The sequence below is a fragment of the Clostridium sp. AM58-1XD genome, assembly GCF_003464085.1.
Lineage (GTDB): Bacteria > Bacillota > Clostridia > Lachnospirales > Lachnospiraceae > Lachnoclostridium_A.
The window spans coordinates 60,331-84,799 of sequence record NZ_QSDR01000015.1 but is presented as its reverse complement, the minus strand read 5'-3'; the positions used below and the strand labels follow the sequence as shown (position 1 = coordinate 84,799).

The window sequence follows — 24,469 nt, the reverse complement described above, 5'->3', positions numbered from 1 at the left end:
AAACATGGCAAGAATGAGAAAGGTATTAGCAGTGGGGTTGGCAGCAGCAATGGCATTGGCGGCAGCAGGGTGCAGCGGTCCGGGATCGGGAAAGGAGACGGCGGCGCAGACCGCAGAAAAGACACAGGAGAGCACGGAGAAAAAAGAGACGGAAGCTGAACAGACGGAAGCGGCTGGAGAAAAGGCACAATCCGGCGAAAAGGAAGACACGGGAAAGAAAAAAGTCATCGCATTCGTGCCGAAGCAGCTGGGAAATCCCTATTTCGTAGCAATCCGGGATGCGATGGAAGAGGCTGCAGCAGAAGCTGGATTCGAATTCAAGTGCAATGCGCCGGATGCATCGACGGAAGTAGATAAACAGGTGAGTATAGCGGAAGCCTTTGTAGAGGCAAACGTAGACGCACTCGTTTTGGGACCGTGCGACAAAACGGCGATTGTAGATGTAATCAATAAAGCGGATTCCAAGGGAATTCCTGTATTCCTGGTGGACTCAGGAGCGGATGAAAGCAATTATGTTACATATATCGGGACCGATAACTTTGAAGGTGGAAAGATTGCAGCCAAGTGGTTCGGAGAAAATGTAAAAGGCCAGGTTGCCATTGTAGACGGCGCTGCCGGAAACGATGCGACGACACAGAGATACAAAGGATTTATGGAAGCAATTGCAGAGTATCCTGACGTTGAAGTAGTTACAAGCGATTATGCAAACGGTGATCTGTCACAGGGTATGACGGTAGCAGAAAATTTCTTAACAGCGTATCCGAACCTGGCCGGCATTTTTGCGGTAGATGACATGATGGCAATTGGAGCGGGGCAGGCAGTGGAAGCAGCCAATAAGAAAGAGCAGGTAAAGGTCTGCGGATTCGACGGCCAGCCGGATGCAGCCCAGAAGGTGCTGGAAGGAACCATCGATGTAACGATCGCCCAGAAGCCGGCGACGATGGGACGTATGGTTGTGGATGCCATTGAGAAGTATATGGCGGGAGAAGATGTTGAACGTGTCATTAATACGGGATGTGATGTAGTAACTGCAGAAAATGCAAAAACGTATCTGGAATGGCAGTAAAAAAATAAGAAAAGCAACAGAGAGGAACGTGCAGAAATGATACATGTAAGAGGAAAAGACATGCTGTTTATCGAAGCTCACGGCCATGTGTGGGAGAAACTGGACGGAAGACGGTTCGACACAATGACGAATAAGGCTCTGAGCTGGGGACAGACGAAAATCGGAGACGAAGTGATTCAGTTCCTTCCGCCGGAATTTGCAGATTGCAGCTGCCAGATCGAGGTGCTGCAGCGATATGAAGAGCTGCTGGGATTTGATAAAGCGGTTCTCCTGCAGACGCCGTGCTACGGGGAGCAGTATGAATATATTAACGAAATTATATCAAAGAATCCCGACAAATATGTGACGGTGGGAATTCCGAATCCACAGGATAAAAAATCCTATTTGGAAACAGCCGGACTGTGCCTGGGAGAATATGGATATAAGGGGCTCAAGTTTGAAGCTCCGGATATTCCATTTGATATGACGGCGCCTGAAAATAGCTTTGTATTCGAGGAAATCCTCAAATACGACCGATATTTTGTGATTGATATGGGGTGGGGAAAGGGCGTATACGATTACCCTATTGATCAAATGCTGGAGGTGGCCAGACGGTATCCGGAGCTGAAAATAATCATTCCCCATCTGGGGGTCAGCCGCTTATGGGATCCGGAAGAACACAGGGACAGAAACTATAACTGCCTGAAAAAGACGCTGTCAATTCTGGAATACAATGAAAATGTCTGGTTTGACTTGTCGGGGATACCAATGATGGTCAGTGGTTTTGACGAGTATCCTTACCCATCCATGCAGAATGTGGTACGCACCGTAAAGGAACAGGGGGCAATCGGACGCCTGATGTGGGGAAGCGATGCGCCGACTGTACTGAGAGCATGTACGTATGAACAGCATGTGACCTGCTTTACGAGACACAGCGATTTTCTTACGGATGAGGAGATGGAAGACGTACTGGGAAGGACGGCAGACAAGGTCTGGTTTGGAAAAGTGGGATCATGTTAGCTGGAAAGCAGATAATAAAATAAAACGAAATGGGCCGTTTTGCAGTTTCAGAGACTGTAAAACGGCCTCTCTCATGTTCGCCGAATTGAAATTCCGCAATTTGTTGAGGATGTTGCAAAAAGAAATAGAGCATTGCCGCCGATACCAGATGTAGTGACTTGGCTACTGCCTGGAACGAAATCTGGTATCGGCGGCAATACGGATTCGACTTTTGCAACGCCCTCAAATAATTAATAACCAAACGAAAGATAAAAAAATATGGAAAAGTATAAAAACTGCACAAAAATAGCTGTCGACGGTCGATGATAATGCAAGTATATGCTGAAAATATACATAATTAGTAAGAATAGTTTGACAAAGATGGTTGAAGGGACTTATAATTAAGACAAAATAAAAGGCACCGGACTCGAACATATGCGATTCAGTGCCCATCACGACCGCAGGCAGTATAAACGGCCGTCAGCTGCCGGTGAAGAAGAAAAGGCGCTGAAAATGACTTTCAGCCCCCTTTTTCCTTTTCAGGAAAGACCTTGTTTATAACATAAACGTAATCTTCTATTGAATTTGAATTATTTGTTTACGTGTTCCAGATAGTAATCCAGATCGTTTTGAATGTGTACGCGCATGCGGGATTCGGCCAAAGAGCCGTCGTGACTGCGCAGAGCTTCCAGAATCTGGCGGTGTTCCGATGAATAATCGGCATCACTGCGGTGGAAGAGTTCATTGGAACGGGACAAAATAATCAGGTTTCTGTTAATATCGTGAAAGTTCTGTATGAAACTGTTCCCGCATAAAGATACAATTAATTCGTGAAAGTTTGTATTATGATTCAGTAGCTCCGCACATTTCCCTGGGCCTGGGCTTCTTCTGCAAGGCCAATGCAAGTGGACAGATAAGCCAGGTGTTCCTGAGTGATGGTTTCTGCCGCCAGCTTTGCTGCGAAGGATTCAATCATCATGCGGCTTACGTACAGCTCCCTGATATCGGCAGTCGGCAGAGGATTGACGATCAGCCATAAGGAGAGTTTACAAGTAGCTTATCCCGCTCCAGCATGCGCAGCGCTTCACGGACAGGGCTGCGGCTGATTTTAAAGACACGCGACAGAGTACTTTCATTAATTTTATCCCCTCCAAGCAGCCTGTGATTTAAAATGTCATTTTTAATCAGGTTGTATGCCTGAATATGATACGGCAGTTTTTTCTCGATCGAATCCATTATTTTCCTCCTAGTTTTCATGTATTATTATACATGAATTAATTTAAAGCCCAAGCTGTCGACAGTCAACGGATTGTCGACAGACAAATCATACAGAAAGGTCGTGATCACATGTCAGATAAAGCAACCTTAAGTGTTAAGAATGTCAGCAAGTCCTTTTCAGGCGTACAGGCATTACAGAATTTCAGCATGGATTGTTTTTCAGGAGAAGTGCACGTTTTAATGGGGGAAAATGGTGCAGGGAAGTCGACACTTCTGAAGATTTTGACTGGAAATCACCAAGCGGATACAGGACAGATTTTTATTGACGGAAAAGAAATCCACGTAAAACATCCTGTCGACGCAATACAATATGGTATCTCTATGATATATCAAGAAATACACCTTTGTCAAGATTTGACAATAGCGGAAAATATTTACAGAGGAAGAGAGATCACAAAGGGGCTGCTGGTAGATTTTAAAGAGATGGAGAGGAAAGCCCAGTTTCTGCTTGATAGTCTGGATATGGATGTTGATGCTTCCATGATGGTTTCGGAGCTTTCCATTGCACAGCAGCAGATGGTAGAGATTGCCGGGGCATTGTCCGTGGATGCGAAGATTCTGATTCTGGATGAGGCGACGGCCAGCCTGACGGAAAAAGAAGTTCAGGCGCTGTTTCAGACGATACGGTCGCTGACTGCAAAAGGAGTCGTGGTTATTTATGTTTCACATCGGATGAACGAAACCTTTGAGATTGGAGACAGAGTGACCGTACTGCGCGACGGCCAGTATATAGCTACTAAAAAAATACAGGAAACGACGGAAGATGAGCTGATTGAACTCATGGTAGGGCGGCCTTTGGAAAAGCTGTATTCTCAGAACAAGCCGGTGGGAAAAGAAGTGGTTCTGGAAGTGAAGAATTTCAGAAACAGTAAGCTGAAGGATGTGAGCATATCTCTGAGAAAGGGGGAGATTCTGGGATTGTCCGGTCTGGTGGGAGCGGGGCGGACGGAACTTGCAAGGGCCATATTTGGCCTGGATGAACTGGATTCAGGGGAACTTTTTATGAAAGGGGAGAAGGTTGTAATAAAGCGGCCTCAGGACGCCATAAGGGCGCATATCGCCCTGGTCCCTGAAGACCGTAAAAAGGCTGGTCTCGTATTGATGAACAGCGTCGGTTTCAATCTGACTCTGACTGTGCTGAGAGAATTTATAAAAGGACCGTTTATTGACAGAAAAAAAGAAGACGACATTATCAATACATACAAAAACAGCCTGTCTATAAAGATGGCGGATACAGAGCAGGAGGCGGGAAGCCTGAGCGGAGGAAATCAGCAGAAGATTGTCATCTCAAAATGGCTGGCTACCAAACCGGAGATTCTGATTATGGATGAGCCGACAAGAGGAATCGATGTAGGTGCTAAGGCGGAAATCTATGACCTGATGTTCAAACTGGCGGAACAGGGGATATCCATCATACTGATTTCTTCGGATCTTCCTGAGATCATAAATTTGTCCAGCCGGGTCGCTGTCATGCATGAAGGCAGAATTATGACCGTACTGGATTCGGTAGCGGAAGAGCTGACCCAGCCGGGAATTATGAAATATGCAACAGGGAGGAATGAATAATGAAAAACGCGGTGAAAAAGTATTTTTCTTTGCACTATGGCATTCTGATCGGGCTTGTAGTGCTGTGTGCTGTTACAAGCTTCATGGCGCCTAATTTTCTGCAGGTGAGCAACTTTGTCAATATCCTGAGACAGATCAGTGTGAGCGGTATTCTGGCTCTTTCGCTGGCGCTCGTCCTTTTGACAGGCGGAATTGATCTTTCCGTAGGCTCGGTCTGCGCGGCGTCCGGATGTATTTTTGCAGTAGCATGTTCCGAATGGGGAATGGGGATTCAGACCGGCATGATGATCGCATTGATCGTCAGCCTGATTTTCGGGCTTGCAAACGGACTTCTGGTAGCATATACGGACGTTCCTCCGTTTATCATTACGCTGTCCACCCAGATGGCGGTGAGAGGGCTTGCATATCTGTTCACGGAGGGAAAACCGATCATGGTATCCAACCAGGCATTTGTAAAGATCGGAGCGGGAAGCTGGAAGTTCTATAATTCGGCGGAGAAAATGGTCTTTGAGCTTCCATATGCCGTCGTTTTAATGATTATTATTTATTTTATTATGTGGGTGCTGCTGGCCAGGACACGGTTCGGAAGGCATGTGTATGCGATCGGCGGCAACTCGGAAGCGGCGGAACATTCGGGAATTAATGTGAGAAAATGCCTGATCGTCGTTTATACGCTGAGCGGTGTGCTGGCCGGGCTGGCAGGTATTATTCTGGCTTCCAGAGTTTCGTCCGGGCAGCCGACGGCAGCTAACGGATATGAGACGACGGCGATCGCTGCCGCAGTTGTGGGAGGCGTAAGCTTTACGGGAGGTACGGGTACGATCGGAGGAACATTTATAGGCGCCCTGATTATGGGAGTAATCAACAACGTTATGAACCTGCTGAAGCTGGATTACTATTACCAGTACATTGCCCAGGGGGTTGTCATTATCGCAGCGGTTCTGGTGGATACATATGTGAAGAAAGGGAATAAGAAAAAAAGGAATAAAAATAAGGAGAAAAAGAGGAGGACAAAAGGAGCTTTTTCGGGGACCGATCAAGCGTAACCGATCACAATATAAACAAAAAAGGAGGAACTATGATGAAAAAGAGATTATCAACTTAATGGCACTTGTACTGGTAACGGCAATGGCCGCAGCCGGTTGTGGCAGCGGATCGTCAGGAGCCACGGAGGCGGAGAAGACGGAAAAAGCGGCTGAGACGTCTGTGGAAACGGCAGCGGAGACAAAGGAGAAAACAGATACGGGCGGCGAAGAATCCCAGGGTGCTAAGGACAAAGAGAGGGAACCTATGGAGATCGCCCTCATTACAAAAACCCTGACGATTCCATACTTTGTAACCAACAAGGAATACCTGGAAAAATACGTTGCAGAGCTTCACCCGGAAGACAAAGTTACTACATTTGACAGCAATCAGGACGTGACGAGAGAGTTGTCTATCGTGGAGGATTGTATTACCCAGGGATACGATGTGATTATCCTGACGCCCATTGATTATGAAGGCAGCTGCGCAGCGGTACAGAAGATTGTGGATGCAGGGATTCCGTGTATTCTCGTGGAGAGTACGGCAAATATGGAAATCGCGGATATGACGATTATGGCGGATAACCATGAGGCGGGATATCTTGCTATGAATGCATTGGGAGAGGCCATGGGCGGTAAGGGAAAAATGGTAGTGTTCCATAACAGCACCAATCCTGTAGCCAGCCAGAGAGCGGCAGGACGTGATGACTGTCTGAAGGAGAAGTACCCGGATATTGAAATTGTCAATGTGGAAGACGGGGCCCATACGGTGGACAAATGTTTTGAAGTTATGAGCAATTTCCTCATTGCCGATCCTGATATTACAGGAGCATGGTGCTTCCAGGACCCGAACGCGCAGGGCGTTGCGTCAGCAGTTAAAACAGCCGGCCTTACAGGCCAGGTTAATATCGTGGGAGTAGACGGATCGGACGAGGTATGTGAACTGATTAAATCCGGCGAGGCAGTTGGAACGGCGGCCAGATGGTTTCTACGATCAATAAGGTTCTGGTTCAGAATATGTACAAGCTTCTGGAAGAAGGAAAACTGGAGAAGCCAAATATGGAGATTCCTTGCCTGTTTATCGGAAGCGATAACGTGGACGACGACTGGGTCAACTGGGCGGACAGCCAGCCTGTGAAATACGTGGAAATTAAGAAATAATTTCCTTTAAGGCAGATCAGGCGGGTGTTGCAAAAGTAAAATCAGACATGCCATCGATACCAGATTTCGTTCCAGGCAGTGGCTAAGTCACTACATCTGGTAGCGATGGCAATACTTTTTCCTTTTTTGCAACACCCTCTTTCAATTAAAAATAAGGAGGGGCAGCATGCTTGATTTTATTATTAAAAACGGATTGGTTGTTAATGCGGACAAATCCGAACATGTGGATGTGGCGGTCAAAGACGGAACAATTGCGGCGTTGGGGAAGGCAGAGCAGTTTGCAGAGGCGAAAGAGGTAATCGACGCAGACGGCATGTACGTGGTTCCGGGAATGATCGATTCTCACGCACATATTGCTTCCACTGGAAAAGAATTTAATTCTCTGGACAATTATTATTCAGGAACGATTGCCGCCGCGTATGGGGGAACGACATCTGTCGTGGACTTTTCATTTCTCAAAGAGGGAGAAACACCGGCCGCGGCATTTGAGAGAAAGCTGAATGAGGCAAAGGGAAACTGTGTGGTAGACTACTCGTTTCATCCGTGCATAAATAAAGCAAGCAGCCAGTTTTATGGAGAGGTACGGGAAATTATTCAGAGCGGTTTTCCGTCTGTAAAAATGTTTACTGTATACAGGGATTCCCTGATGCTGGAAAAGTCAGGAATATATGAGATGCTGAAAATTGCGGCAGAGGAAAATGCGATGGCCCTGATTCATGCAGAAAGTGCCGACATGGTTGAACGGAATATTGCCGATGCGGTCAGCTCCGGCAGAACGACGCCCTGGGATCATGCAAAATCCAGACCGCCGATTACGGAATTGGAAGCGATGTACGGAATCACCGCTATGGTAAGAGAGACGGGAACCCCAGTTATATTCGCTCATATGACGACAGGACGGGCTGGAAAGCTGCTGGAAAAAGCCCGCCGTGATCTTCCTGTTTTCGCAGAAGTGTGCCCTCATTACCTGACGCTGACGGAGGAAAAATACAAAGGAGAAGACGGCTGTAATTATGTGTGCAGTCCGCCTCTGCGCTCGGAAGAGGAACGGGAGGGATTGTGGAAGCTGGTAGAAAATGGCCTTGTGGATATCATTAACAGCGACCACACGGACTACTCATCAAAACAGAAACGTGTTCACGCCGGTTATTTTCCCGACATTCCCAATGGACTGCCCACGATTGAGAACAGGGGGATCGTTCTGTTTTCAGAAGGTGTGATGAAAAACAGGATTACGGTAAACAGATTTGTAGAACTGACGTCTGCCAATACGGCCAGACTGATGGGACTGTATCCGAGGAAAGGCATCATCGCAGTGGGAAGTGACGCGGATCTGGCCGTGATCGACCCGAAATGCAGGTATACCCATACGGCGGCGAACCACCATATGGTTACTGACTTTTCACCGTTTGAAGGAATGGAGATAACAGGAAAAGTCATACATACAATCGTGAGAGGAAATTTCGTGATTTTTAACGGAAAATATGTAGATTCCGGATTCCGGGGTGAATTGATGAAACGTTTTGCGCCAATAATCAGATGAATCACGTCAAATGCATGAAGTACCTGAATCAGGAGGCGGAGGAAATGAATAGCAAAAGATCTGAAAAAAGAGTACTTGTGACAGGCGGAGCAGGCTTTGTGGGAATGAATATCTGCAGCGGGCTTCTTGAAAGAGGGGCAGATACAGTGTTGTTTGACATAAAGCCTCCGGAAGAAAAATATACCGGAGAGATGAAAGGCGGTCATGGAAAGCTGACTGTTTACTGCGGCGATATTCTGGACACAGAACTGTTAAAAAGAATAATAAAGGAAGAGGAGATCACGGATATCATCCACGCAGCCGCCATCACTCCTGGAGCTGAAATGGAGGCGGAAAGCGGAGAAATGGTGATTAAAGTAAACTGTCTGGGGACGGCCAGTGCGCTGAAGGCATATATTGATCAGAAGGTCCCCGGCCGGTTTCTCATGCTGGGCTCCATTTCCGCTTATGGAAAAACTGCTTTTCAGAAAGAGCCGCTTATAGAAGGCGAAAGTATGGCTGATCCCGTTTCTCTATACGAAATCTCTAAATTTACAGCAGAAAGAATATTCCTTCGATATAAAGAACTGTTTCATATCGCAGGCTGCGCGGTGCGGATCGGCGATGTATTTGGTCCATGGGAACATTACAGCGGGGTACGGTCCCATATGAGCCTTCCTTATCAGACAACGGCAATGGCCAGGAAAGGGAAGAAGGCATGCTTATCCAGAAACGGCAGAGGGGAATGGATTTACGGGCCGGAACTGGCGGAAGCTGTCATACGGCTGCTGGAAGCAGAAGAACTGCATTATGACGTCTATCCAGTGTCTTCCGGTAAACGCTGGACAATGTCAGAGTGGTGTGCCATGCTGCAGAAACGGTTTCCACAATTTTCCTTCTGCATTGCAGAAGAGAAAGAGACGGTTAACCTCAAAATCAACCAGGATTCAGATAACGCGCCGATGGCATTGGAACGGCTGCAGGAGGATACGGGATACCGGCCTCAGTACGGCCTGAAAGAAGCATTCGAAGATTATATGGAATGGATCGCCCGCCATCACGGCTATGTGGTCTGATTTGTTATTTGAAAGTTATCATTATGGATAAATTGTATATATAAAAAAGAAAAAGATATGATTGATTATGCGAAATGCACAAAAAAGATTGACAATTCTCCGCCTGTATGATACGCTGAAATTGCTAAATATCCAGTATTGGATAATATCCGATAGAGTCGAAACCATAAAGTGTAACAGCTTAGTGTTTCCATATTGGACCAGGTGGGGACCGCAGCGGAATTTCCGCTGCATATGAGTATCACACGTTTAAGAGCAGATTCTATGAATAGAAGAGTCTGCTCTTTTTTATACCCTAAAAAAAGTGATTTCATGATAAAGGAGGGGGAGTTTATGGAAAAGGATTCGGAGATCACCAGAGAGCGGCAGGCTGAGCAGTCTGGTCCATCTTATGCGGCAGCAGGAAATCAGAGTATCCTGGAAATGGTTCAGAGAGCTGAAAAGAAGAGTGGTGTTCCAATGGCTGATGTAGGTGTTCACCTGAATTCCTCCAGGCCGGCTCAGGTGCAGGCTTTGGCGTATACCCAGGGAAATCAGATTTTTGTGGCACCGGGAAAGGAGCATGTGATCCCCCATGAGCTGGGTCACGTCGTCCAGCAGAAGAAGGGAAGAGTGAGAGCGACCGGAAGTATTAAAGGGATGCCGTTGAATGATGATCCGGCTTTGGAAGCGGAGGCAGATAAATTCCGGTAGTATAAAGAAAAAACGAAAGAGGAGGTACAGATTATGGCAGAGTATTTGTCACCTGGTGTATACGTGGAGGAATTTGATTCCGGACCGAAACCGATGGAAGGCGTCGGGACGAGCACAGCGGGCTTCATAGGGATGGCAGAAAGAGGTCCTGTAGAAGGACTTCCCCAGCTGGTAACGAACTTTTCTGATTTCCGGCGGATCTACGGCGGTTATCTTCCGGCGAACGAGTACGGCGACTATCGTTTCCTGGCATATGCGGTGGAGCATTTCTTCATCAACGGCGGTTCCAGGTGCTTTGTGATGCGAGTGGCGCCGGGAGACGCGGCGTGTGCAAAAGGAGCCGTTTTATTTCAGGATGCGCCCAGGCTGACGATGAAAGCTAAAAATCCAGGCCTGTGGGGAAACAGCATACGAATTTTGATTACTCCGGCGAGCAAGGCAAAGACTCAGATTCTGGAAGTACTGGAGACGGAAAAAGGGACAAGCTACAATGTAAAGAACGGTTCGGGATTCCTGTCCGGTGATATTGCTGCGTTTACAGACGGAGAAAATATTATATACAGAAAAATCACAAAGAGTCAGGACAATATCATATCATTTGATTCGCCTCTGGAGGGCGATGTGACGGACCGGCAGCTTCTGCCGGACAAGGTTCTGACTACGTGTGAATTCAATATGGAAGTACGGTATGAAGACATCGTGGAGAGTTATGACAACATGTCCTTTAACATCGCAGCTCCCAATTTTGTGGAAAAGAAGATGGCCAAGTCCGATATGATCGCTGTTGAGGCAGCTGGGGCGGAGCCGGAGACTGCCGTTCCTCCGTTTGCCCAGCTGGCGCCTGCAGAGGCTGCTGTCGCTTCCGTAGAACTGTCGGGCGGCAGCAACGGCAATGCGCTGGCAGCGGGGCCGGCCGATTACATAGGCGTTGACAACGGCGCAGGAAAGAGAACGGGAATTCAGGCATTTGTAGATAACGATGTGGTGTCCATCATGTCGGTTCCAGGAGTCACGGACCCCAATGTCCAGCTGTCACTCGTAGCCCACTGTGAGAATCTGGCCAGCCGGTTTGCCGTGCTGGATGTGCCTCAGGGCGCCCATAAAGTACAGGATATTGAAAACCACAGAAACATGTTCGATTCCACCTATGCGGCTCTTTACCATCCGTGGCTCATTGTATTCGACCCTCTTGACAGGAAGAATATTGCGATACCGCCGTCCGGGTCCGTTATAGGGATTTATGCCCGCTCCGATACGCAGAGAGGCGTCCATAAGGCGCCTGCCAACGAAGTAGTGCGAGCCTGTGTAGGGCTGGACGTCCAGTTTAACAAAGGGGAACAGGATATTCTGAATCCGAAGGGAGTCAATCTGATCCGTGCATTTCCGGGACAGGGCATCAGGGTATGGGGAGCCAGGACGGTCAGCAGCGACGGTAGCTGGAAATACGTCAACGTCCGCCGTCTGTTCATATTTATCGAGGAATCCATTAAAGCCAATACAAACTGGGCTGTCTTTGAGCCGAATGACGAGGTGCTGTGGATCCGCATCAAACGGACGATCGAACTCTTCCTCACTACATTGTGGAGGAACGGATCACTGGCGGGCACATCCACGGACGAGGCGTTTTTCGTCAACGTCGGGCGCGATACCATGTCCCAGGACGACATCGATAACGGACGTCTGATCTGTATTATCGGGGTTGCTCCGGTGAAGCCGGCTGAGTTCGTAATCTTCCGCATTACACAGAAAACGGGAGATGCACAATAGGCGGTATTCTTATAGAGAAACGGGAGGCAATGACAGACAGGAGGTAAAACATGGAAGGTTATCCAAAACCAAAATTTCGTTTTCAGGTGACGATCGACAATGCAGATGCAGGCGGATTTTCGGAGGTTTCCGGCCTGGACGCGTCAATCGATCCGATTGAATACAGGGAAGGCAATATGAAGACAGAGACGCCCATGAAAGTGGCGGGCCTGAGGAAGTACAGCAACGTGACGTTGAAGAAGGGCGTGATTACAGGAAAGGCATTTTACGACTGGATTGTGATTGGCCTGACAGGGGAAGTTAAGCAGAAAGAAGTCGTGATTACCCTTGTGGATGAAAAATATGAAAAGGTGCTGGCTTGGCATATCACGAAAGCGTGGCCGACCAAGTACACGGCGCCGGATTTCAACGCTACGTCGAACGAGATTGCGATCGAATCTCTGGAGCTGGTTCACGAAGGAATGACAGTAGAGTAACCGTGAGGTGACAGGATGGGAAAACTGGCGGTCAATTATGATTTTGCCGTTCAGATGGACGGCGTGAGCTACGGCTTTGCAAGAGTCAGTGGATTATCGGAAGAACAGGAATACGAGATTATTGCGGAAGGCGGGAGAAACTGGGGGCCCGTCTTCCTTCCAAAGCAGAAGTCGAAACAGGAGGTTCTGATCCTGGAACGGGGAATCCGGACGGGGAATGGGAAATCGGAGCTTGGAGAACTGGAGCTGTCTGTGGGAAGCAAAGTGAATAATCTCATTGTGATCGTTCTGGACGGCGCTGAATCAGCGAGAACATATACCGTTCCTTACGGCATAGTTTCAAAAATAGAAACAGGTGGACTCGACGCCATGGGACATGAGGTATTGATTGAAAAAATTGAAATCATCCATAACGGGCTGACCAGAAGCTCATAAGGTCATCTGGCCGCTGCAGGAAACGGAGAGGAGGCGGTCTTTTGCCGGGCGAGCTTCAAAAGGCCAGGATCATCGTATACAAGAAGGACAAAATAACGGAGGACAAAACGATTACCTGTATGTTTAATCCGGCGGAGTATACGATCCGATGTACGACGAAATACGCGAGGAATTCGGACAAAGAAAAAAATACGCAGGATCTGCAGTATGTGGAGGGGGAGGGAAGGGAACTTTCCCTTTCCCTGTATTTTGATACGTCGATTCCTGACAGCGAAGGATATTATCAGGCGGTTACGGAATATACGGACGACGTCGTCAAGCTGACGGACGTGGACGGCGACCAGCACCGGCCTCCTGCCGTGTCCTTTTCCTGGGGAAATTTAAATTTTAAAGGAATGGTAACTTCTTTAAACCAGACATTTACATATTTCGGCATCGACGGTATGCCCCTGAGGGCAAAAATAGATCTGACGATTTCTTCCATATCTTCAGAGGCGGACAATAAGGCTCAGCCGAAAAGTTCACCGGACCGGACAAAATACAGGACGGTGATTCAAGGGAGCAGCCTGTGGAAAATCGCTTATGAGGAATATGACGACTGTGAAAAATGGAAGCTGATTGCCGAGGCGAACGGAATACAGAATCCTCTTGACATAAGACCGGGATGCGTTCTGAAAGTGCCGGCCCTAAAAGAGGAATAGTTTATGAAAGACAGATAGATTACAGAGAAAGCAGGTGAGAAATGGCGGATGGGAGATACGTATGCGTCTCTTCGCAAGAAGTATGACGGCTTTATGGTTCCGGCCGGCAGCATCCTGATCGGCGGTAAGGACGTGAAGGATGACTGGGGATGCAGTGTAAGCGATATCAAGACTTCGGTGGGAATCGGCCGTCCGGGAGAAGCAAGCTTTACGGTCGGCGGCTGTTACAATGTGACGAATCATTCGGCAGAATCTGCGGTTATGGACGGTCTGCTGCCGGGAAGCAGCGTGGAAATCAAGCTGGGATATGGCTCTTCATTAAAAACAGTATTTAAAGGATATGCTGATGAGGTAAAGGCCGTTTTGACACAGGAAAACGGCTTTGTATTCCAGGTGACTGCCTCAGATGCAGGGAAGCTTTTGCAAGAGTCGGGAGAACGGATACGGATTCTGGATTGTACGGGATACAGCGATGCATTTTCACAAATCATGGCGCCTTACAGCGGGCTTTGTACGTCGTCTTCAGGAGAAGACGATTCTAACGCCTGTCTGCTACATCAGTGGGAGTCGGATTTTGAATTTATCATGAGGCAGCTGATCGACGAAGTACGGCCGGACTGGGAATTCTATATCAGCGCCGGAAAGGCCTGCTATGAGAAACATGACTCCTCCCAGGCTGAAATTCTGGAGCTGAAACCGGGAGCCGGCCTTAATTCCATAAATATTACAAAAAAATTTCTACACAGAAAAATACAGATTACGGCTATGGACAAAGATCACGGGGCAGTGACGGCCAGCCAGACGGCCAAAGGCAGCCGGCTGGATTCGTCCGTTTCGGCTTTGACGGAAACGATTGCCTCGGACGGAATGAAAACCCAGGAGGAGGCCACGGCTTTAGCTGCCTCCTGGGCAGCCAGAAAAGCGTGGGAGTCCGTTTCAGGCACAGTGAAGACTACGGATGGACTACCGGATATGGAAATCGGAAAGACATTGAAGATCGACGATGTGGTTCCGGGATGGAACGGCCTCTATTATATCCGGGGAGTCATCCATGAGATGAACTCAGAGAATGGCTTTACGACGACGGTCGAACTGGGAGGCTAAAGATGAAAGGAGAACAGCAGTGGAACTGTTGGCTGCAATTGTCAAGGAGAACTGGGATGAGGAGAACAAGGGTAGAGTGAAGGTAGAATATCCGGTTGGGGAAAAGGGCGTTATGGTGACAGGCTGGATTCCTGTAACGGTTCCATATGCAGGGCCGGGTTATGGAGTATACATGCTCCCTGAGATCGGAAGCGAGGTAATCGTAGGCTTTCTGGGCGGAAAGAGAACCAATCCGGTAGTTCTCGGCAGCTTGCTTCATACGGTCAATGCCATATCGGAGGACACGGCTGATGAGAATAACGATAAGAAGCTGATCCAGACAAAAGCGGGATTTAAAATTCTGATCGACGAGTCTTTGAAAAAGCTGTCCCTATCCAATCCGGACGGTACGAATATCATATCAATGACGGACGGGGAGGAAGAAAAGGTACTGGAGATTGAGGCGGCTAATAAAATCATTCTGAAAATCAACGGAAAAGAAAAGGTGGTTGTCGAAGAAGAGCTTGTTACTGTTATGGGAAAAACAGTGATTAATGAAAAGGTGACGGTGGAGGACAATATCACTATCGCAGGGGGGGATGTTTCTGTCACGGGAGACAATGTCACCATCAGCCCCGATAAAAAGCTGGAGATGAAGAGCGGTCAGGTCGCCATGGAAGGATCGGGGAAAACGGAGATTAAGGGGAAACAGCTTTCCGTATCGGGTGATATGGGAGAGATAAAAACGAGCGCCAACATGACGGTAGAAGCAGGCGGAATCTTGAATGTGAAAGGCAAAATGCTGAATCTGAATTAGGAGGAAGGGAATATGGGGGTATATGATTTTCTGGGAACGGGATGGGAATTTCCGATTGAGGCAGACCGTGTAAGCGGAAAGATCATGGAAGCTTCCGGAGAAGATAAAATCAGAGAGTCCATAGGAATTATTCTCTCTACCAGGCCAGGAGAACGCGTTATGCGTCCGGAATTCGGCTGCCGTATTTACGAATATCTCTTTGAAATTCCGGACTTTCGTGTAAGAAGCGAGATGGAGGCAGCGGTAAAAGAAGCGCTCATTTTATGGGAACCGCGAATTCGGGATATTGAAGTCCGCGTGAAAACGCCGGGACGAAAGGAAGCGGATCGCTGCGTGCAGGTAGAGATCAATTACGTGGTGCGTTCGACAAACAATCCATATAACCTGGTATACCCATTCTATCTGGAAGAGGGACTCCGGTATTAGACCATGTAAGGGAAGGAGCCGAAGAGAAATGGGCAGCAGAAGGAAGGTGAAGCCGTGAAAGGGCCGGATGGCGGGAGCTGTTATACAGAGAGATTAAAGGAACTGGCCGATTCCTATGTGCCGGAATGGAAATACAGTCCCGACGCCCCTGATTTAGGTACGGCGGCAGCGGAACTGTTTCTGGAATTAATGGAAGGAAATGAGGAAAAATGGGATGAATTCCTGAAGAAACGCAGGGACAATCTGTTTTTCCTGCTGGGTTCAGAGTGTACGGAAGGGAGATGTGCAGAAGGATATCTCGTGTTTGAACTGGCGAGTATGGAAATGGATGAGGCATGGATTTTGGCAGGCAGCAGAGTCATGAAGGAATGTGAGAATGGAAAACGGGTGAGTTATCTGCTTCAGGAGCATGTCCAGGCAGCACCGTGGCGGGTGAAAGAGACCGTGCGCAGCAGCGAAGGCTGGGAAATCCTGCTGGAGGGAAAGAGGCCGAGCCAGGCGGTGAACCTGTTTCTTATGATTGAGACGCAAAGCAGAGAGAGGAAGAAAACGTACGGGTGGAAGTTTCTGGGAAGGAATGGCTGGGAGCCGATGAATGTGATTGATGGTACGGAAAATCTTATGCACAGCGGGCTTGTATGCTTTCCGGCTTACAGGGATTGGGAAGAAATTCCGTGTAAAGCGGGGAAGGAATACAGAATCAGCATTACAGCGGAAGATGGAACAGATGGAACTTATTTTGCAGTTTTTGCCAATGGAGGCGGGATAAGGGCAGAGAAAACTGGAGAAGACGCAAATACAGCTTCCGGAGGAAAATGGAAGCTGGAAAAAAGCGCCGGATTCGTCTCAAAGATACGGAATCCGGAGGGATGTTTCGGCGGTATTGAAGGTGAAACGGCAGAACAGAAAAGAAAGAGGCAGATGCAGACAGTGCGCCATCAGGAAAAAACGGTAACACCTGCCGACTATGAAGCTGTTATAAAGAGTGAATTCAGAAATATTGAAAAGATCAGATGCTTTCCCGGCTATGGAGAAGAGGGGAAGAAGGCAGATGGAGAGATTTTGGTGGCGTTCTTTATTCCAGATGAGGAGGAAGGGCACTGCTGTTACCATAAATGGGCAAAACAGATATACGATAAACGGAAGGATCCGCGGCTTCATTTGACGGCTGCATGGCGAGTAAGGCTTGATATACAGGCAGATCTGGCAGCAGCGGATTTCAGCAGGGGAATGGAGCTGGCTGACCTGGCTGAGAAGCGGCTGGCCTCTTATCTGGATCCCGTTACGGGCGGAAAAGACGGGTCGGGATGGAAGATCGGTCAAATTCCGGGATACAGCCAGATCAGACAGGAAATACAGAGAATTCCAGGGATCAGCTACGTAAAAAGGATGAGGATTGCAGCCTTTTTGGACCGGGGATACGGGCAGGAAGAAATTGATATCAGGGAGGCTGCGGCAATCCCGTGGATTTTGCCAATAAGCGGAAAACACGAAATACATGTGACGATATAGAAGACTATGCTGGGCAGGAGTGAAGGCAATGATCTCAGAAAACAGCTGGCAGGATACGGTAGAAGCGCTGAAAAAGAGAATAATGGAACGATATCCTGGATGGAGTGACCACAATCCGTCAGATCCCGGCATTATGCTCCTGGAACTGATGGCATACATGGACCAGGTGCAGAAGTACAGGATGGAGCAGATCAGCGAAGCGCAGAAGCGAAAATATCTGAAACTCTTAGGAATCAGGCCAAGGGGGCGCTGTCCGGCGGAAACGCTGGTGACCGTATCGGGAGACAGCGACTGTCTGGTGAAAAGAGGATGCAGATTTTTTGCAGACGACGTCTGCTTTGAAGCGGTGAGGGAGCAGATAGCTGTCGGGAAAATATGGAAGGCGCTGGAGACAGAAGCCTGGGATGAGGAAAAGAAGAGAATGGCCGTAACTATGAGGCTTGAAGGGAAATGGATAGAGGATGGGAAGAACATGATTCTCTATCCCTTTGGAAAAGAACCATCGGAAAAGAGCACATTTACAATGACTCTGACGCGCTCTCTTAAAAGAGACAGACCGTATGGTCTTTACCTTCATTCGGCACCGGACGGCCGTTTTGATGCAGAACCTGTTACAGAGCTGAGTGAACAAGAATATGGCGGGTATGGATTTTTCCCGGCAGCGGTACTGGAACTATCCTACCGGACCAGGTCTGGATTTTTGCCGGTAAAGGTGGAGAAAGACGAGACGTATCAGATGATACAGACAGGCATGATTTACTTCCGGCTTTCAGAGGATATGGACGAAGAGAGCCCGCAGATATGCATAAGGCTCCGGGAGAACCGTTACCTTATGGCGCCTGTAATCGACAGAATAAGCATGTCGGTCATACGCGCCGTTCAGACAGAGACGCTGGACCGTTTTCCAGATATTCTGGCCGATGGACTTCCCAATCAGGTGATAGAACTGGAAGAGCCGGAACTGTATTCCAAAACTCTGGCAATTGAAGCGGAAGTCCCTTCTCCCGGCGGCAATAACAGAGAAACAGACAGGATGGAAATGAGGAGATGGGAGCGCATGGAGGATTTTGACAGTTCAGGGCCAAAAGACTGTCACTACTACTTCCGGGAGGGCAGCCTGATCTTTGGAGACGGATGGCATGGAAGAATCCCAGAGGGCAGGATCCGCATCATCTGTGCCCAGAGGACGCGGGGAGCGTATGGAAATGTGAAAGCAGGAGCGGTCAGCCGGTGTGACGACCTGCCGGAAGGAACGGCCGTAATAAACGAAATGGTTGCCGAAGGCGGAGCTGAGGAAGAGACGGCCGAAGAAGGGATCCGAAGATATACGGAAGAACAAAAAAGTCCCTGCCGTGCTGTATCCTGCGAAGATTATGAGGATATTATAAAGCATATGCCCGGGATCGCAGTAAGGGACTGCAGGGCATACTGGGAAAATATAAAAGAAAACAGAATGGCTGTCGTTATCCGCCCATATACGGGCGGAGACCAGGAGGAGTGCCTAAAGAAGGAGCCATTTCATTTTATGTGTGTGAATGCGAGGCGGTTTCTGGAAGAAAAACGCATTCTTGGTACGCGGATATCATTTCAGGTTCCAAAATTCTATCCTGTCCGGATATTCTGCAGGCTGGAAGGCCATATCAGAGAAGAGGACGGACGGAGCGCTGTGCAGGCTGTGGCCGGCCGATGGGTGGAAAGCCATCATTTTGGACAGGTACTGTCTTATGGGGAATTGTACGGTATGATTGACAGACTGTCAGGAATCAGTAAAATTCGGACTCTGGAAATTGAGGCTGGAAATGCAAAGAGAAATGAAAAAGGAGATATCCTTTTTCCTCCTTTTGGTACTGCCGTATTAAGGGAGATTCAGTGCGGCTTCACCATACCTTTGGAAGAAAAGATGTGAACTTATGAAATATTTTGTGTTTAATAAACCGGAGGATTTCCAAAGGGGAAAATGGTCCGGGCGGGAACTGTTCCTATCCAGAATACTGGACAGCAGGGAAGCGGAAGCAGAATGGCATCGATTTACGATGGAATGCAGCCGGGGCGACAACATGATGGTACTGCTGGAGATTTTTACAGCAGAACAGGAAGAAATCGACGGCATTAGAAAGATATGGAAGGAAAAAGAAGCGGGAGAAGCAGACCGGGTTTTCCAAAAGTATAAGAGGGCTGAAATACAGAATCCACAGGACATCCTGTTGACGCGTGTGACAGGCCGGTATCTCTGGTTCTGTCTTCATATGTGGGGAAATAACGACGGCCGGCCGGTCATTCACGCCGCGGAAATATTCTTTGGAGTAAAAAGCTGGACAGAGTTTCTGCCGGAATCATACAGGGAAAGAGGGAGCTTTCTGGAACGGTATCTGGCGGTATTTCAGACTATTTATGAAGAAATGGAAGGCAGGATTGACAGAGGCGCTGCCAGGCTCGATCTTAAGTCAGCTGATTCCGGTGACTTTCGGGAACTGGCAGAGTGGCTGGATATGAAAGATATTCACCTGTGGAAGGAAGCTGCATTAAGAACGTACTTTAGAGAAGGCGCCGCAGTTTACAGGAAAAGAGGTACGTGGTCGGGCATGGTGGAACTGGCAGAATGCTATACAGGGGAGCGCCCGTATTTATGGGAGGAGACAGAAGGGCCGCCCCTGCTGACCATATATGTCAGGGAGCGTGTTGTACCTACGGATCAGGCTTATAACGCTCTGCTTAAGGTCGTGGAGGAAGGCCGGCCGGCATGGCTTCCGATACGCCTGGTTGTCCTCAGGGATTATACGATATTAGGAGCACATACATATCTGGGAATTAACAGCGTGGTCCGGCCGTATCAAATGGCAAGGCTGGACGGGGGGCAGATGGTATCCATGGCGGTGTTAGGAGGAAATGACATTGAATAATTTGACATATATTCCATTTACCAGAAACAGGTATTTTAATGGAAAATTGCTGACATCAGAGGATATGAGGCAGGAACAGCAGTATGGAAATGACAAGCGCCGCATGATCAACCGGTATTTATTCGGAGTAGGCGCGGTGGCAGGGCTGGAGATCATACAGGTGGATGAATACAGTATTTCGCTGGAGATGGGCCTGGCTCTGGACTGTACGGGAAGAGAAATTGTCGTTGAAACACCGGCTATCGTGCGTTTATCTGATATCGAAGGGTATGAAGAGGCGACGAGAGAGGAAGGCAGTGAGACGCTTTACCTTTGTATAAGGTATCAGGAAAGGCCGGCAGAACCCGTTCAGAATATTACATACTCCGCCGTCCAGAGGGAAGAAGAGACGGAATACAACAAAATGAAAGAGGGCTATGGGCTTTATGTCACGGACGACGAGCCTCACAGCTGGGATGAGCCGGAGACGTCAGATGAGCAGGAGAGCCGGGAAGAGGAGCAGGAGAAAGAGAAGCGCTATCTTCAGGAGAGAGCGGAAAAGACGGATAAGGAAATTTTCCAGCAGGGAGTTTATCTGGCCAAGGTATTTCTTGTAAAGGCCGGCCCGTTCTATATGATCGATCGCGTGGAAAACCTTCCGGGAAACCAGTATACGTCTTGTGTGCCATGGATAAAAACCAGAATTCATTTCCTGGAAGATGAAGTGAGAATGCTGCGGCAGTGGAAAAAGGAAACGGAAAGTATGCAGGGTGGGGAACATAAGAAGGATTCTTCTGAAGACTGGCAGTTTTCCGACGGAAAAGCCACTATAAAGCTGGAATCAGGAGGGAAAAAAGGAACGTGTTATTTTTCCGCTGAGATTCCTCACAAGCTGGGGACGGGAGTCGCCCAGATCTTTCTTCAGCAGGAGGCAGACGACAGCCTGATATCAGGGGACAGCAGGATTTTTTCGGATTACGGGAATGAAAGTAAATCTATTTATGGCATCCAGGGAATTCAGGCGGAATTGGCCCTGAGGCAGAAACCGGACAGAGGTACGTTTGTTATCGGAGCCAGGCTTCTGGAGGAGACAGATGATAAGGAACTGACAGTCTACTGGACTGCTGTAAAGAACAGGCGGAGAAATGAGTTCGGGCAGGGGGAAAAGCGGATTTTTATTCAGCCGGGAATGGTATCCATGAAGGTGAGAGAAAGCTGCAGACTGAGTGTGGTATGCGTGAATATGGAAAGCAAAAGGATTCTCTGGAAAGTGGCGGATGAAGACGGAGGAACGATCGATGAAGACGGCGTTTACCGTGCTCCAAATAAGCCGGGTGTTTACCGGGTGTCCGCAGAGAACGAAGGGGATCCGGACGTACGCGCAGTTGTATTTATCGTAGTAAACGAATGATGGGGGCAGTAATCCGTGATAATACAGAGCATAAAACATCGATATGAGACAATTGAAGAGCAGGCCGGGAAGAATGGATGGGTGTATTACCAGGCATACAGAGACGGGGAGGATTCATCCGAACTGTATGATATCGCTGCAGCGCAGGAAAGGAACAGGATTCCGGAATTAATTCCTGTTGTCATGGAGCTAGAAAGGAATACGGTATTTTCTGATTTTGAGGAAGCGATTCAGGAAGAAAACAGGATGATACTTGTGTTTCAATCTCACCCGGGAGAAAGGCTGTCCAGCCTTATGGAACACGGTATGGGGCGGAGGGAACGATACGACGCAGCCGGAAAGGCGCTGGAACGCTGTCTGGCTTACCAGATACCTGAAAAGCATATGGCGGACCTGCTGGACATTACACGGATTAAAATAGATGAATATAATGAAGTTTTTTTGGACTACAGAATGCCATGGGACAGCTCCGGAAAAACATTGAGGGAAGCATGGAAAGAGCTTCTGGAAACACTGTTTTCACAGGAAAGAGCGGATGGACTTTACCCGGAAATAGAGGCGTACCTTTCAGAGTACCTGGCTCAGGAAGGGGCAGGCGGGGGCAACGAGGCGATTCTTCTGTACCAGGAGTATGTCGGCCTGCTTCCGGCAGTTATGGAGGAAAGAGAAAAAGAAGAAGCTGTGCAGGAGGAAAAGAAAGAGGATCGTACCTTTAAAGACTGGGTGAAACAGCATAAAAAGGAGCTGATACTCTGCGCAAGGCTGCTGGCTGCCGCGTGTCTGATTTTACTCTGTATCATTTTTGCGCCGATTCTGTGGAGAAAAACTGTGTTTCCTGTAATTCAGTCCAGGTATCTTGTAAAAGAGATGGCGGACCGATCAGCGGAGACTTTAGGATACAGCGGAAAAGTGAGGCTGCTTTCTGAGGATGGAGAGAACACAGTCTTTGCGGGGATTTTGGAGGATGGAAAAAAAACGGGATTCGGGACTGAGTGGGATCAGGACGGCCGTCTTATTTATGAAGGCACATACCAGGACGGGCTGTATGAGGGCAGCGGAACACGTTATTATCCGAACGGACAGATCAGCTTTCAGGGGACATTTTCCATGGGAAAAGAGGAGGGAAGCGGTATTGCGTATGATGAGACGGGACAAATTCTGTATGACGGAACGCTTTCCCACGGCATGTATGACGGAGAAGGCTGTGTGTATTGGAACGGAGAGATGATCTACGATGGGGAATTGAAAAACGGCCTTTATGACGGAGAGGGGAAGCAGTACGCCCCTGGAAAAGGAATGCTGGTCTACGAAGGAAGCTTCGTAAAAGGGCTGTACGAAGGAGAGGGAAAAAAATATAATCCAGATACAGGATTTCTGCAGTATGAAGGCAATTTCCGCAGCGGGAAATATGATGGTGCGGGGAAAGAATACGATGAGAAGGAATCCCTGCGGTACGAGGGAGAATTCAGGCTTGGTGTGTACCATGGAACAGGTACGTACTATGATACGGCGACAGGCCTTGTAATCGTGGAAGGAAATTTCCGCGGCGGCCAGCTGGCGGCTACAATTGAGGAGATTGAAGCCGCAAAGGCAGAACGTGACAAGCGTCTGAAAGAAATTACAGGAGAGGACGAGGAAGTGCCGGCAGAGGAAAGCGGAGAAGAAGACAACCAGGGAGAAAGCGGTACGGAAGACATCGGCGAGGAGGAATACGAAGCAGAGGACGGTCAGAGAGAAGCTTCCGAAGATGACATGACAGAGGATGAAAAGGGCGGCTCCCAAGTGCAGCAGGGAGAGGATGATAAGAACGAGAGCAGGCAGTCAGAGGGAAGAGAAGGAGCTTCAGACGTACCTGCAGATGAAGTCGGTCCGGGAGCATATCTGACGTATTGATTTATATAAGCAGCTCAAAATGGACATCACGGGGAGGAAAAAGATGGAGATGAAAGTTCCATGGTGGATGAAGAAAAAAGAAGGGGCCCAGACGCCGCTTCCAAAGCTCTCTCCTTATATGGCTGTGCCTGCGGTGAGCAGAGCTCTGGTAAGCCTGCTTCAGGACCATATGGTTCCTTCCATACTGCCCGGCCTTGAAGAAGTGGGTATATGCAGTCCGTCTGAGAGGGGGGATCTGTCGCTGATGATCTGGATGTATGATGTACAGGAAAGTGACCGCGTGTCTGATTATCAGATGCGTATGGGAGAAAAGGAACTACAGTTTCCTCCTACATATCTGGATCTCTACTATATGATTGCTGCCTATTCCAAGGTGGATATCCAGTATCGGGCGGAAGAGGAACAGAAGATTCTTATGAAGGTTATGGAGATTTTTCGTGATTACTGTATATTGGATGAAAGCACGCTGAGGCCGGCAGAAAAGGCGGACCCGATGGCAATTCATATTGAACCGCTGAGAGTGAATATCGATGATAAACTGAAGATGTGGGGGCAGGCCGGGGAATCGTATCGTCTTTCCCTGTTTTACCGCGTATCGCCGGTCCGCCTTGAAAATGAAACGCGCCGGAAGATTACGCGCGTGACAGAGATCGACATCAATCCGGAATTCAAATAAAGAACAGGGCATCGTAGAAAGAGAAAGGAAC

23 protein-coding genes are annotated in these 24,469 nt (G+C 48.4%); 21 read left to right on the top strand and 2 right to left on the bottom strand.

Going from position 1 to position 24,469, the window contains the following annotated elements; translation table 11 throughout:
• Positions 1-4: 4 nt before the first annotated feature.
• A complete protein-coding gene (locus DXA13_RS10900) occupies positions 5-1,066 on the top strand; it encodes a sugar ABC transporter substrate-binding protein (RefSeq protein WP_118244342.1) in 1,062 nt (353 codons plus the stop codon).
• Positions 1,067-1,102: 36 nt separating this feature from the next.
• Positions 1,103-2,065, top strand: coding sequence for an amidohydrolase family protein (locus DXA13_RS10895; RefSeq protein ID WP_118244339.1), 963 nt, complete (start codon positions 1,103-1,105; stop codon positions 2,063-2,065).
• An 829-nt stretch (positions 2,066-2,894) separates the two neighbouring features.
• On the opposite strand, the gene DXA13_RS22400 is transcribed toward DXA13_RS10895, so the two are convergent.
• Both DXA13_RS22400 and DXA13_RS10885 read right to left on the bottom strand, forming a co-directional pair.
• Entirely contained in the window at positions 2,895-3,023 is a 129-nt protein-coding gene (locus DXA13_RS22400) for a hypothetical protein (protein ID WP_278287044.1), read from the bottom strand.
• Positions 3,024-3,073: 50 nt separating this feature from the next.
• Entirely contained in the window at positions 3,074-3,280 is a 207-nt protein-coding gene (locus DXA13_RS10885) for a GntR family transcriptional regulator (RefSeq protein ID WP_181995622.1), read from the bottom strand.
• A gap of 111 nt (positions 3,281-3,391) precedes the next feature.
• On the opposite strand from DXA13_RS10885, the gene DXA13_RS10880 reads away from it, so the two are divergent.
• The 19 genes from DXA13_RS10880 to DXA13_RS10790 all read left to right on the top strand — a co-directional run bounded on the left by DXA13_RS10880 (position 3,392) and on the right by DXA13_RS10790 (position 24,438).
• Entirely contained in the window at positions 3,392-4,888 is a 1,497-nt protein-coding gene (locus DXA13_RS10880) for a sugar ABC transporter ATP-binding protein (RefSeq protein WP_118244333.1), read from the top strand.
• Positions 4,888-5,934, top strand: coding sequence for an ABC transporter permease (locus DXA13_RS10875; RefSeq protein WP_118244331.1), 1,047 nt, complete (start codon positions 4,888-4,890; stop codon positions 5,932-5,934). The genes DXA13_RS10880 and DXA13_RS10875 overlap by 1 nt, the downstream gene beginning before the upstream one ends.
• A gap of 58 nt (positions 5,935-5,992) precedes the next feature.
• Complete coding sequence (locus DXA13_RS10870; RefSeq protein ID WP_118244328.1) at positions 5,993-7,048, top strand: sugar ABC transporter substrate-binding protein; 1,056 nt, start codon at positions 5,993-5,995, stop codon at positions 7,046-7,048.
• Between the two features lie 189 nt (positions 7,049-7,237).
• The gene (hydA, locus tag DXA13_RS10865; RefSeq protein WP_118244326.1) at positions 7,238-8,614 is read left to right on the top strand and encodes a dihydropyrimidinase; all 1,377 of its coding nucleotides are present in this window, start codon (positions 7,238-7,240) and stop codon (positions 8,612-8,614) included.
• Positions 8,615-8,658: 44 nt separating this feature from the next.
• Entirely contained in the window at positions 8,659-9,669 is a 1,011-nt protein-coding gene (locus tag DXA13_RS10860) for an NAD(P)-dependent oxidoreductase (protein WP_181995621.1), read from the top strand.
• 333 nt (positions 9,670-10,002) lie between these two features.
• Positions 10,003-10,362, top strand: a complete 360-nt coding sequence (locus DXA13_RS10855; RefSeq protein ID WP_207662164.1) for a DUF4157 domain-containing protein — start codon at positions 10,003-10,005, stop codon at positions 10,360-10,362.
• 33 nt (positions 10,363-10,395) lie between these two features.
• A complete protein-coding gene (locus tag DXA13_RS10850) occupies positions 10,396-12,129 on the top strand; it encodes a phage tail sheath subtilisin-like domain-containing protein (protein WP_118244322.1) in 1,734 nt (577 codons plus the stop codon).
• Between the two features lie 50 nt (positions 12,130-12,179).
• A complete protein-coding gene (locus DXA13_RS10845; protein ID WP_118244320.1) occupies positions 12,180-12,605 on the top strand; it encodes a phage tail protein in 426 nt (141 codons plus the stop codon).
• A 15-nt stretch (positions 12,606-12,620) separates the two neighbouring features.
• Positions 12,621-13,040 carry a phage tail protein gene (locus DXA13_RS10840; RefSeq protein WP_118244316.1) on the top strand — a complete coding sequence of 140 codons (420 nt, stop codon included), beginning with the start codon at positions 12,621-12,623 and terminating at the stop codon, positions 13,038-13,040.
• Positions 13,041-13,081: 41 nt separating this feature from the next.
• Positions 13,082-13,741, top strand: a complete 660-nt coding sequence (locus DXA13_RS10835) for a LysM peptidoglycan-binding domain-containing protein (RefSeq protein ID WP_118244314.1) — start codon at positions 13,082-13,084, stop codon at positions 13,739-13,741.
• Between the two features lie 48 nt (positions 13,742-13,789).
• On the top strand, positions 13,790-14,845 hold the full coding sequence (locus tag DXA13_RS10830) for a hypothetical protein (protein ID WP_118244312.1): 1,056 nt from the start codon (positions 13,790-13,792) through the stop codon (positions 14,843-14,845).
• Positions 14,846-14,864: 19 nt separating this feature from the next.
• Complete coding sequence (locus tag DXA13_RS10825; protein ID WP_118244310.1) at positions 14,865-15,641, top strand: phage baseplate assembly protein V; 777 nt, start codon at positions 14,865-14,867, stop codon at positions 15,639-15,641.
• A gap of 12 nt (positions 15,642-15,653) precedes the next feature.
• A complete protein-coding gene (locus DXA13_RS10820) occupies positions 15,654-16,067 on the top strand; it encodes a GPW/gp25 family protein (RefSeq protein ID WP_118244308.1) in 414 nt (137 codons plus the stop codon).
• Between the two features lie 54 nt (positions 16,068-16,121).
• Positions 16,122-17,579, top strand: a complete 1,458-nt coding sequence (locus DXA13_RS10815; RefSeq protein WP_118244306.1) for a hypothetical protein — start codon at positions 16,122-16,124, stop codon at positions 17,577-17,579.
• A 28-nt stretch (positions 17,580-17,607) separates the two neighbouring features.
• Positions 17,608-19,485 carry a baseplate J/gp47 family protein gene (locus tag DXA13_RS10810; RefSeq protein ID WP_118244304.1) on the top strand — a complete coding sequence of 626 codons (1,878 nt, stop codon included), beginning with the start codon at positions 17,608-17,610 and terminating at the stop codon, positions 19,483-19,485.
• Positions 19,486-19,489: 4 nt separating this feature from the next.
• On the top strand, positions 19,490-20,479 hold the full coding sequence (locus DXA13_RS21745; RefSeq protein WP_243009076.1) for a hypothetical protein: 990 nt from the start codon (positions 19,490-19,492) through the stop codon (positions 20,477-20,479).
• Complete coding sequence (locus tag DXA13_RS10800) at positions 20,472-21,869, top strand: hypothetical protein (RefSeq protein ID WP_118244301.1); 1,398 nt, start codon at positions 20,472-20,474, stop codon at positions 21,867-21,869. Before DXA13_RS21745 ends, DXA13_RS10800 begins: the two co-directional genes overlap by 8 nt.
• Positions 21,870-21,884: 15 nt before the next feature.
• On the top strand, positions 21,885-23,762 hold the full coding sequence (locus DXA13_RS10795) for a hypothetical protein (RefSeq protein WP_118244299.1): 1,878 nt from the start codon (positions 21,885-21,887) through the stop codon (positions 23,760-23,762).
• A gap of 43 nt (positions 23,763-23,805) precedes the next feature.
• Positions 23,806-24,438 carry a DUF4255 domain-containing protein gene (locus DXA13_RS10790; protein ID WP_181995620.1) on the top strand — a complete coding sequence of 211 codons (633 nt, stop codon included), beginning with the start codon at positions 23,806-23,808 and terminating at the stop codon, positions 24,436-24,438.
• Positions 24,439-24,469: the final 31 nt, after the last annotated feature.

Bases quoted from the DNA above. Each gene is read 5' to 3' on its own strand.
- DXA13_RS10855 (WP_207662164.1), top strand. From the start codon at position 10,003: ATGGAAAAGGATTCGGAGATCACCAGAGAGCGGCAGGCTGAGCAGTCT.
- DXA13_RS10810 (WP_118244304.1), top strand. From the start codon at position 17,608: ATGATCTCAGAAAACAGCTGGCAGGATACGGTAGAAGCGCTGAAAAAG.
- DXA13_RS10860 (WP_181995621.1), top strand. From the start codon at position 8,659: ATGAATAGCAAAAGATCTGAAAAAAGAGTACTTGTGACAGGCGGAGCA.
- DXA13_RS10845 (WP_118244320.1), top strand. From the start codon at position 12,180: ATGGAAGGTTATCCAAAACCAAAATTTCGTTTTCAGGTGACGATCGAC.
- DXA13_RS10895 (WP_118244339.1), top strand. From the start codon at position 1,103: ATGATACATGTAAGAGGAAAAGACATGCTGTTTATCGAAGCTCACGGC.
- DXA13_RS10840 (WP_118244316.1), top strand. From the start codon at position 12,621: ATGGGAAAACTGGCGGTCAATTATGATTTTGCCGTTCAGATGGACGGC.
- DXA13_RS10880 (WP_118244333.1), top strand. From the start codon at position 3,392: ATGTCAGATAAAGCAACCTTAAGTGTTAAGAATGTCAGCAAGTCCTTT.
- DXA13_RS10820 (WP_118244308.1), top strand. From the start codon at position 15,654: ATGGGGGTATATGATTTTCTGGGAACGGGATGGGAATTTCCGATTGAG.
- DXA13_RS10900 (WP_118244342.1), top strand. From the start codon at position 5: ATGGCAAGAATGAGAAAGGTATTAGCAGTGGGGTTGGCAGCAGCAATG.
- DXA13_RS10830 (WP_118244312.1), top strand. From the start codon at position 13,790: ATGGGAGATACGTATGCGTCTCTTCGCAAGAAGTATGACGGCTTTATG.
- DXA13_RS22400 (WP_278287044.1), bottom strand. From the start codon at position 3,023: ATGATGATTGAATCCTTCGCAGCAAAGCTGGCGGCAGAAACCATCACT.
- DXA13_RS10875 (WP_118244331.1), top strand. From the start codon at position 4,888: ATGAAAAACGCGGTGAAAAAGTATTTTTCTTTGCACTATGGCATTCTG.
- DXA13_RS10790 (WP_181995620.1), top strand. From the start codon at position 23,806: ATGGAGATGAAAGTTCCATGGTGGATGAAGAAAAAAGAAGGGGCCCAG.
- DXA13_RS21745 (WP_243009076.1), top strand. From the start codon at position 19,490: ATGAAATATTTTGTGTTTAATAAACCGGAGGATTTCCAAAGGGGAAAA.
- hydA (WP_118244326.1), top strand. From the start codon at position 7,238: ATGCTTGATTTTATTATTAAAAACGGATTGGTTGTTAATGCGGACAAA.
- DXA13_RS10870 (WP_118244328.1), top strand. From the start codon at position 5,993: ATGGCACTTGTACTGGTAACGGCAATGGCCGCAGCCGGTTGTGGCAGC.
- DXA13_RS10885 (WP_181995622.1), bottom strand. From the start codon at position 3,280: ATGGATTCGATCGAGAAAAAACTGCCGTATCATATTCAGGCATACAAC.
- DXA13_RS10850 (WP_118244322.1), top strand. From the start codon at position 10,396: ATGGCAGAGTATTTGTCACCTGGTGTATACGTGGAGGAATTTGATTCC.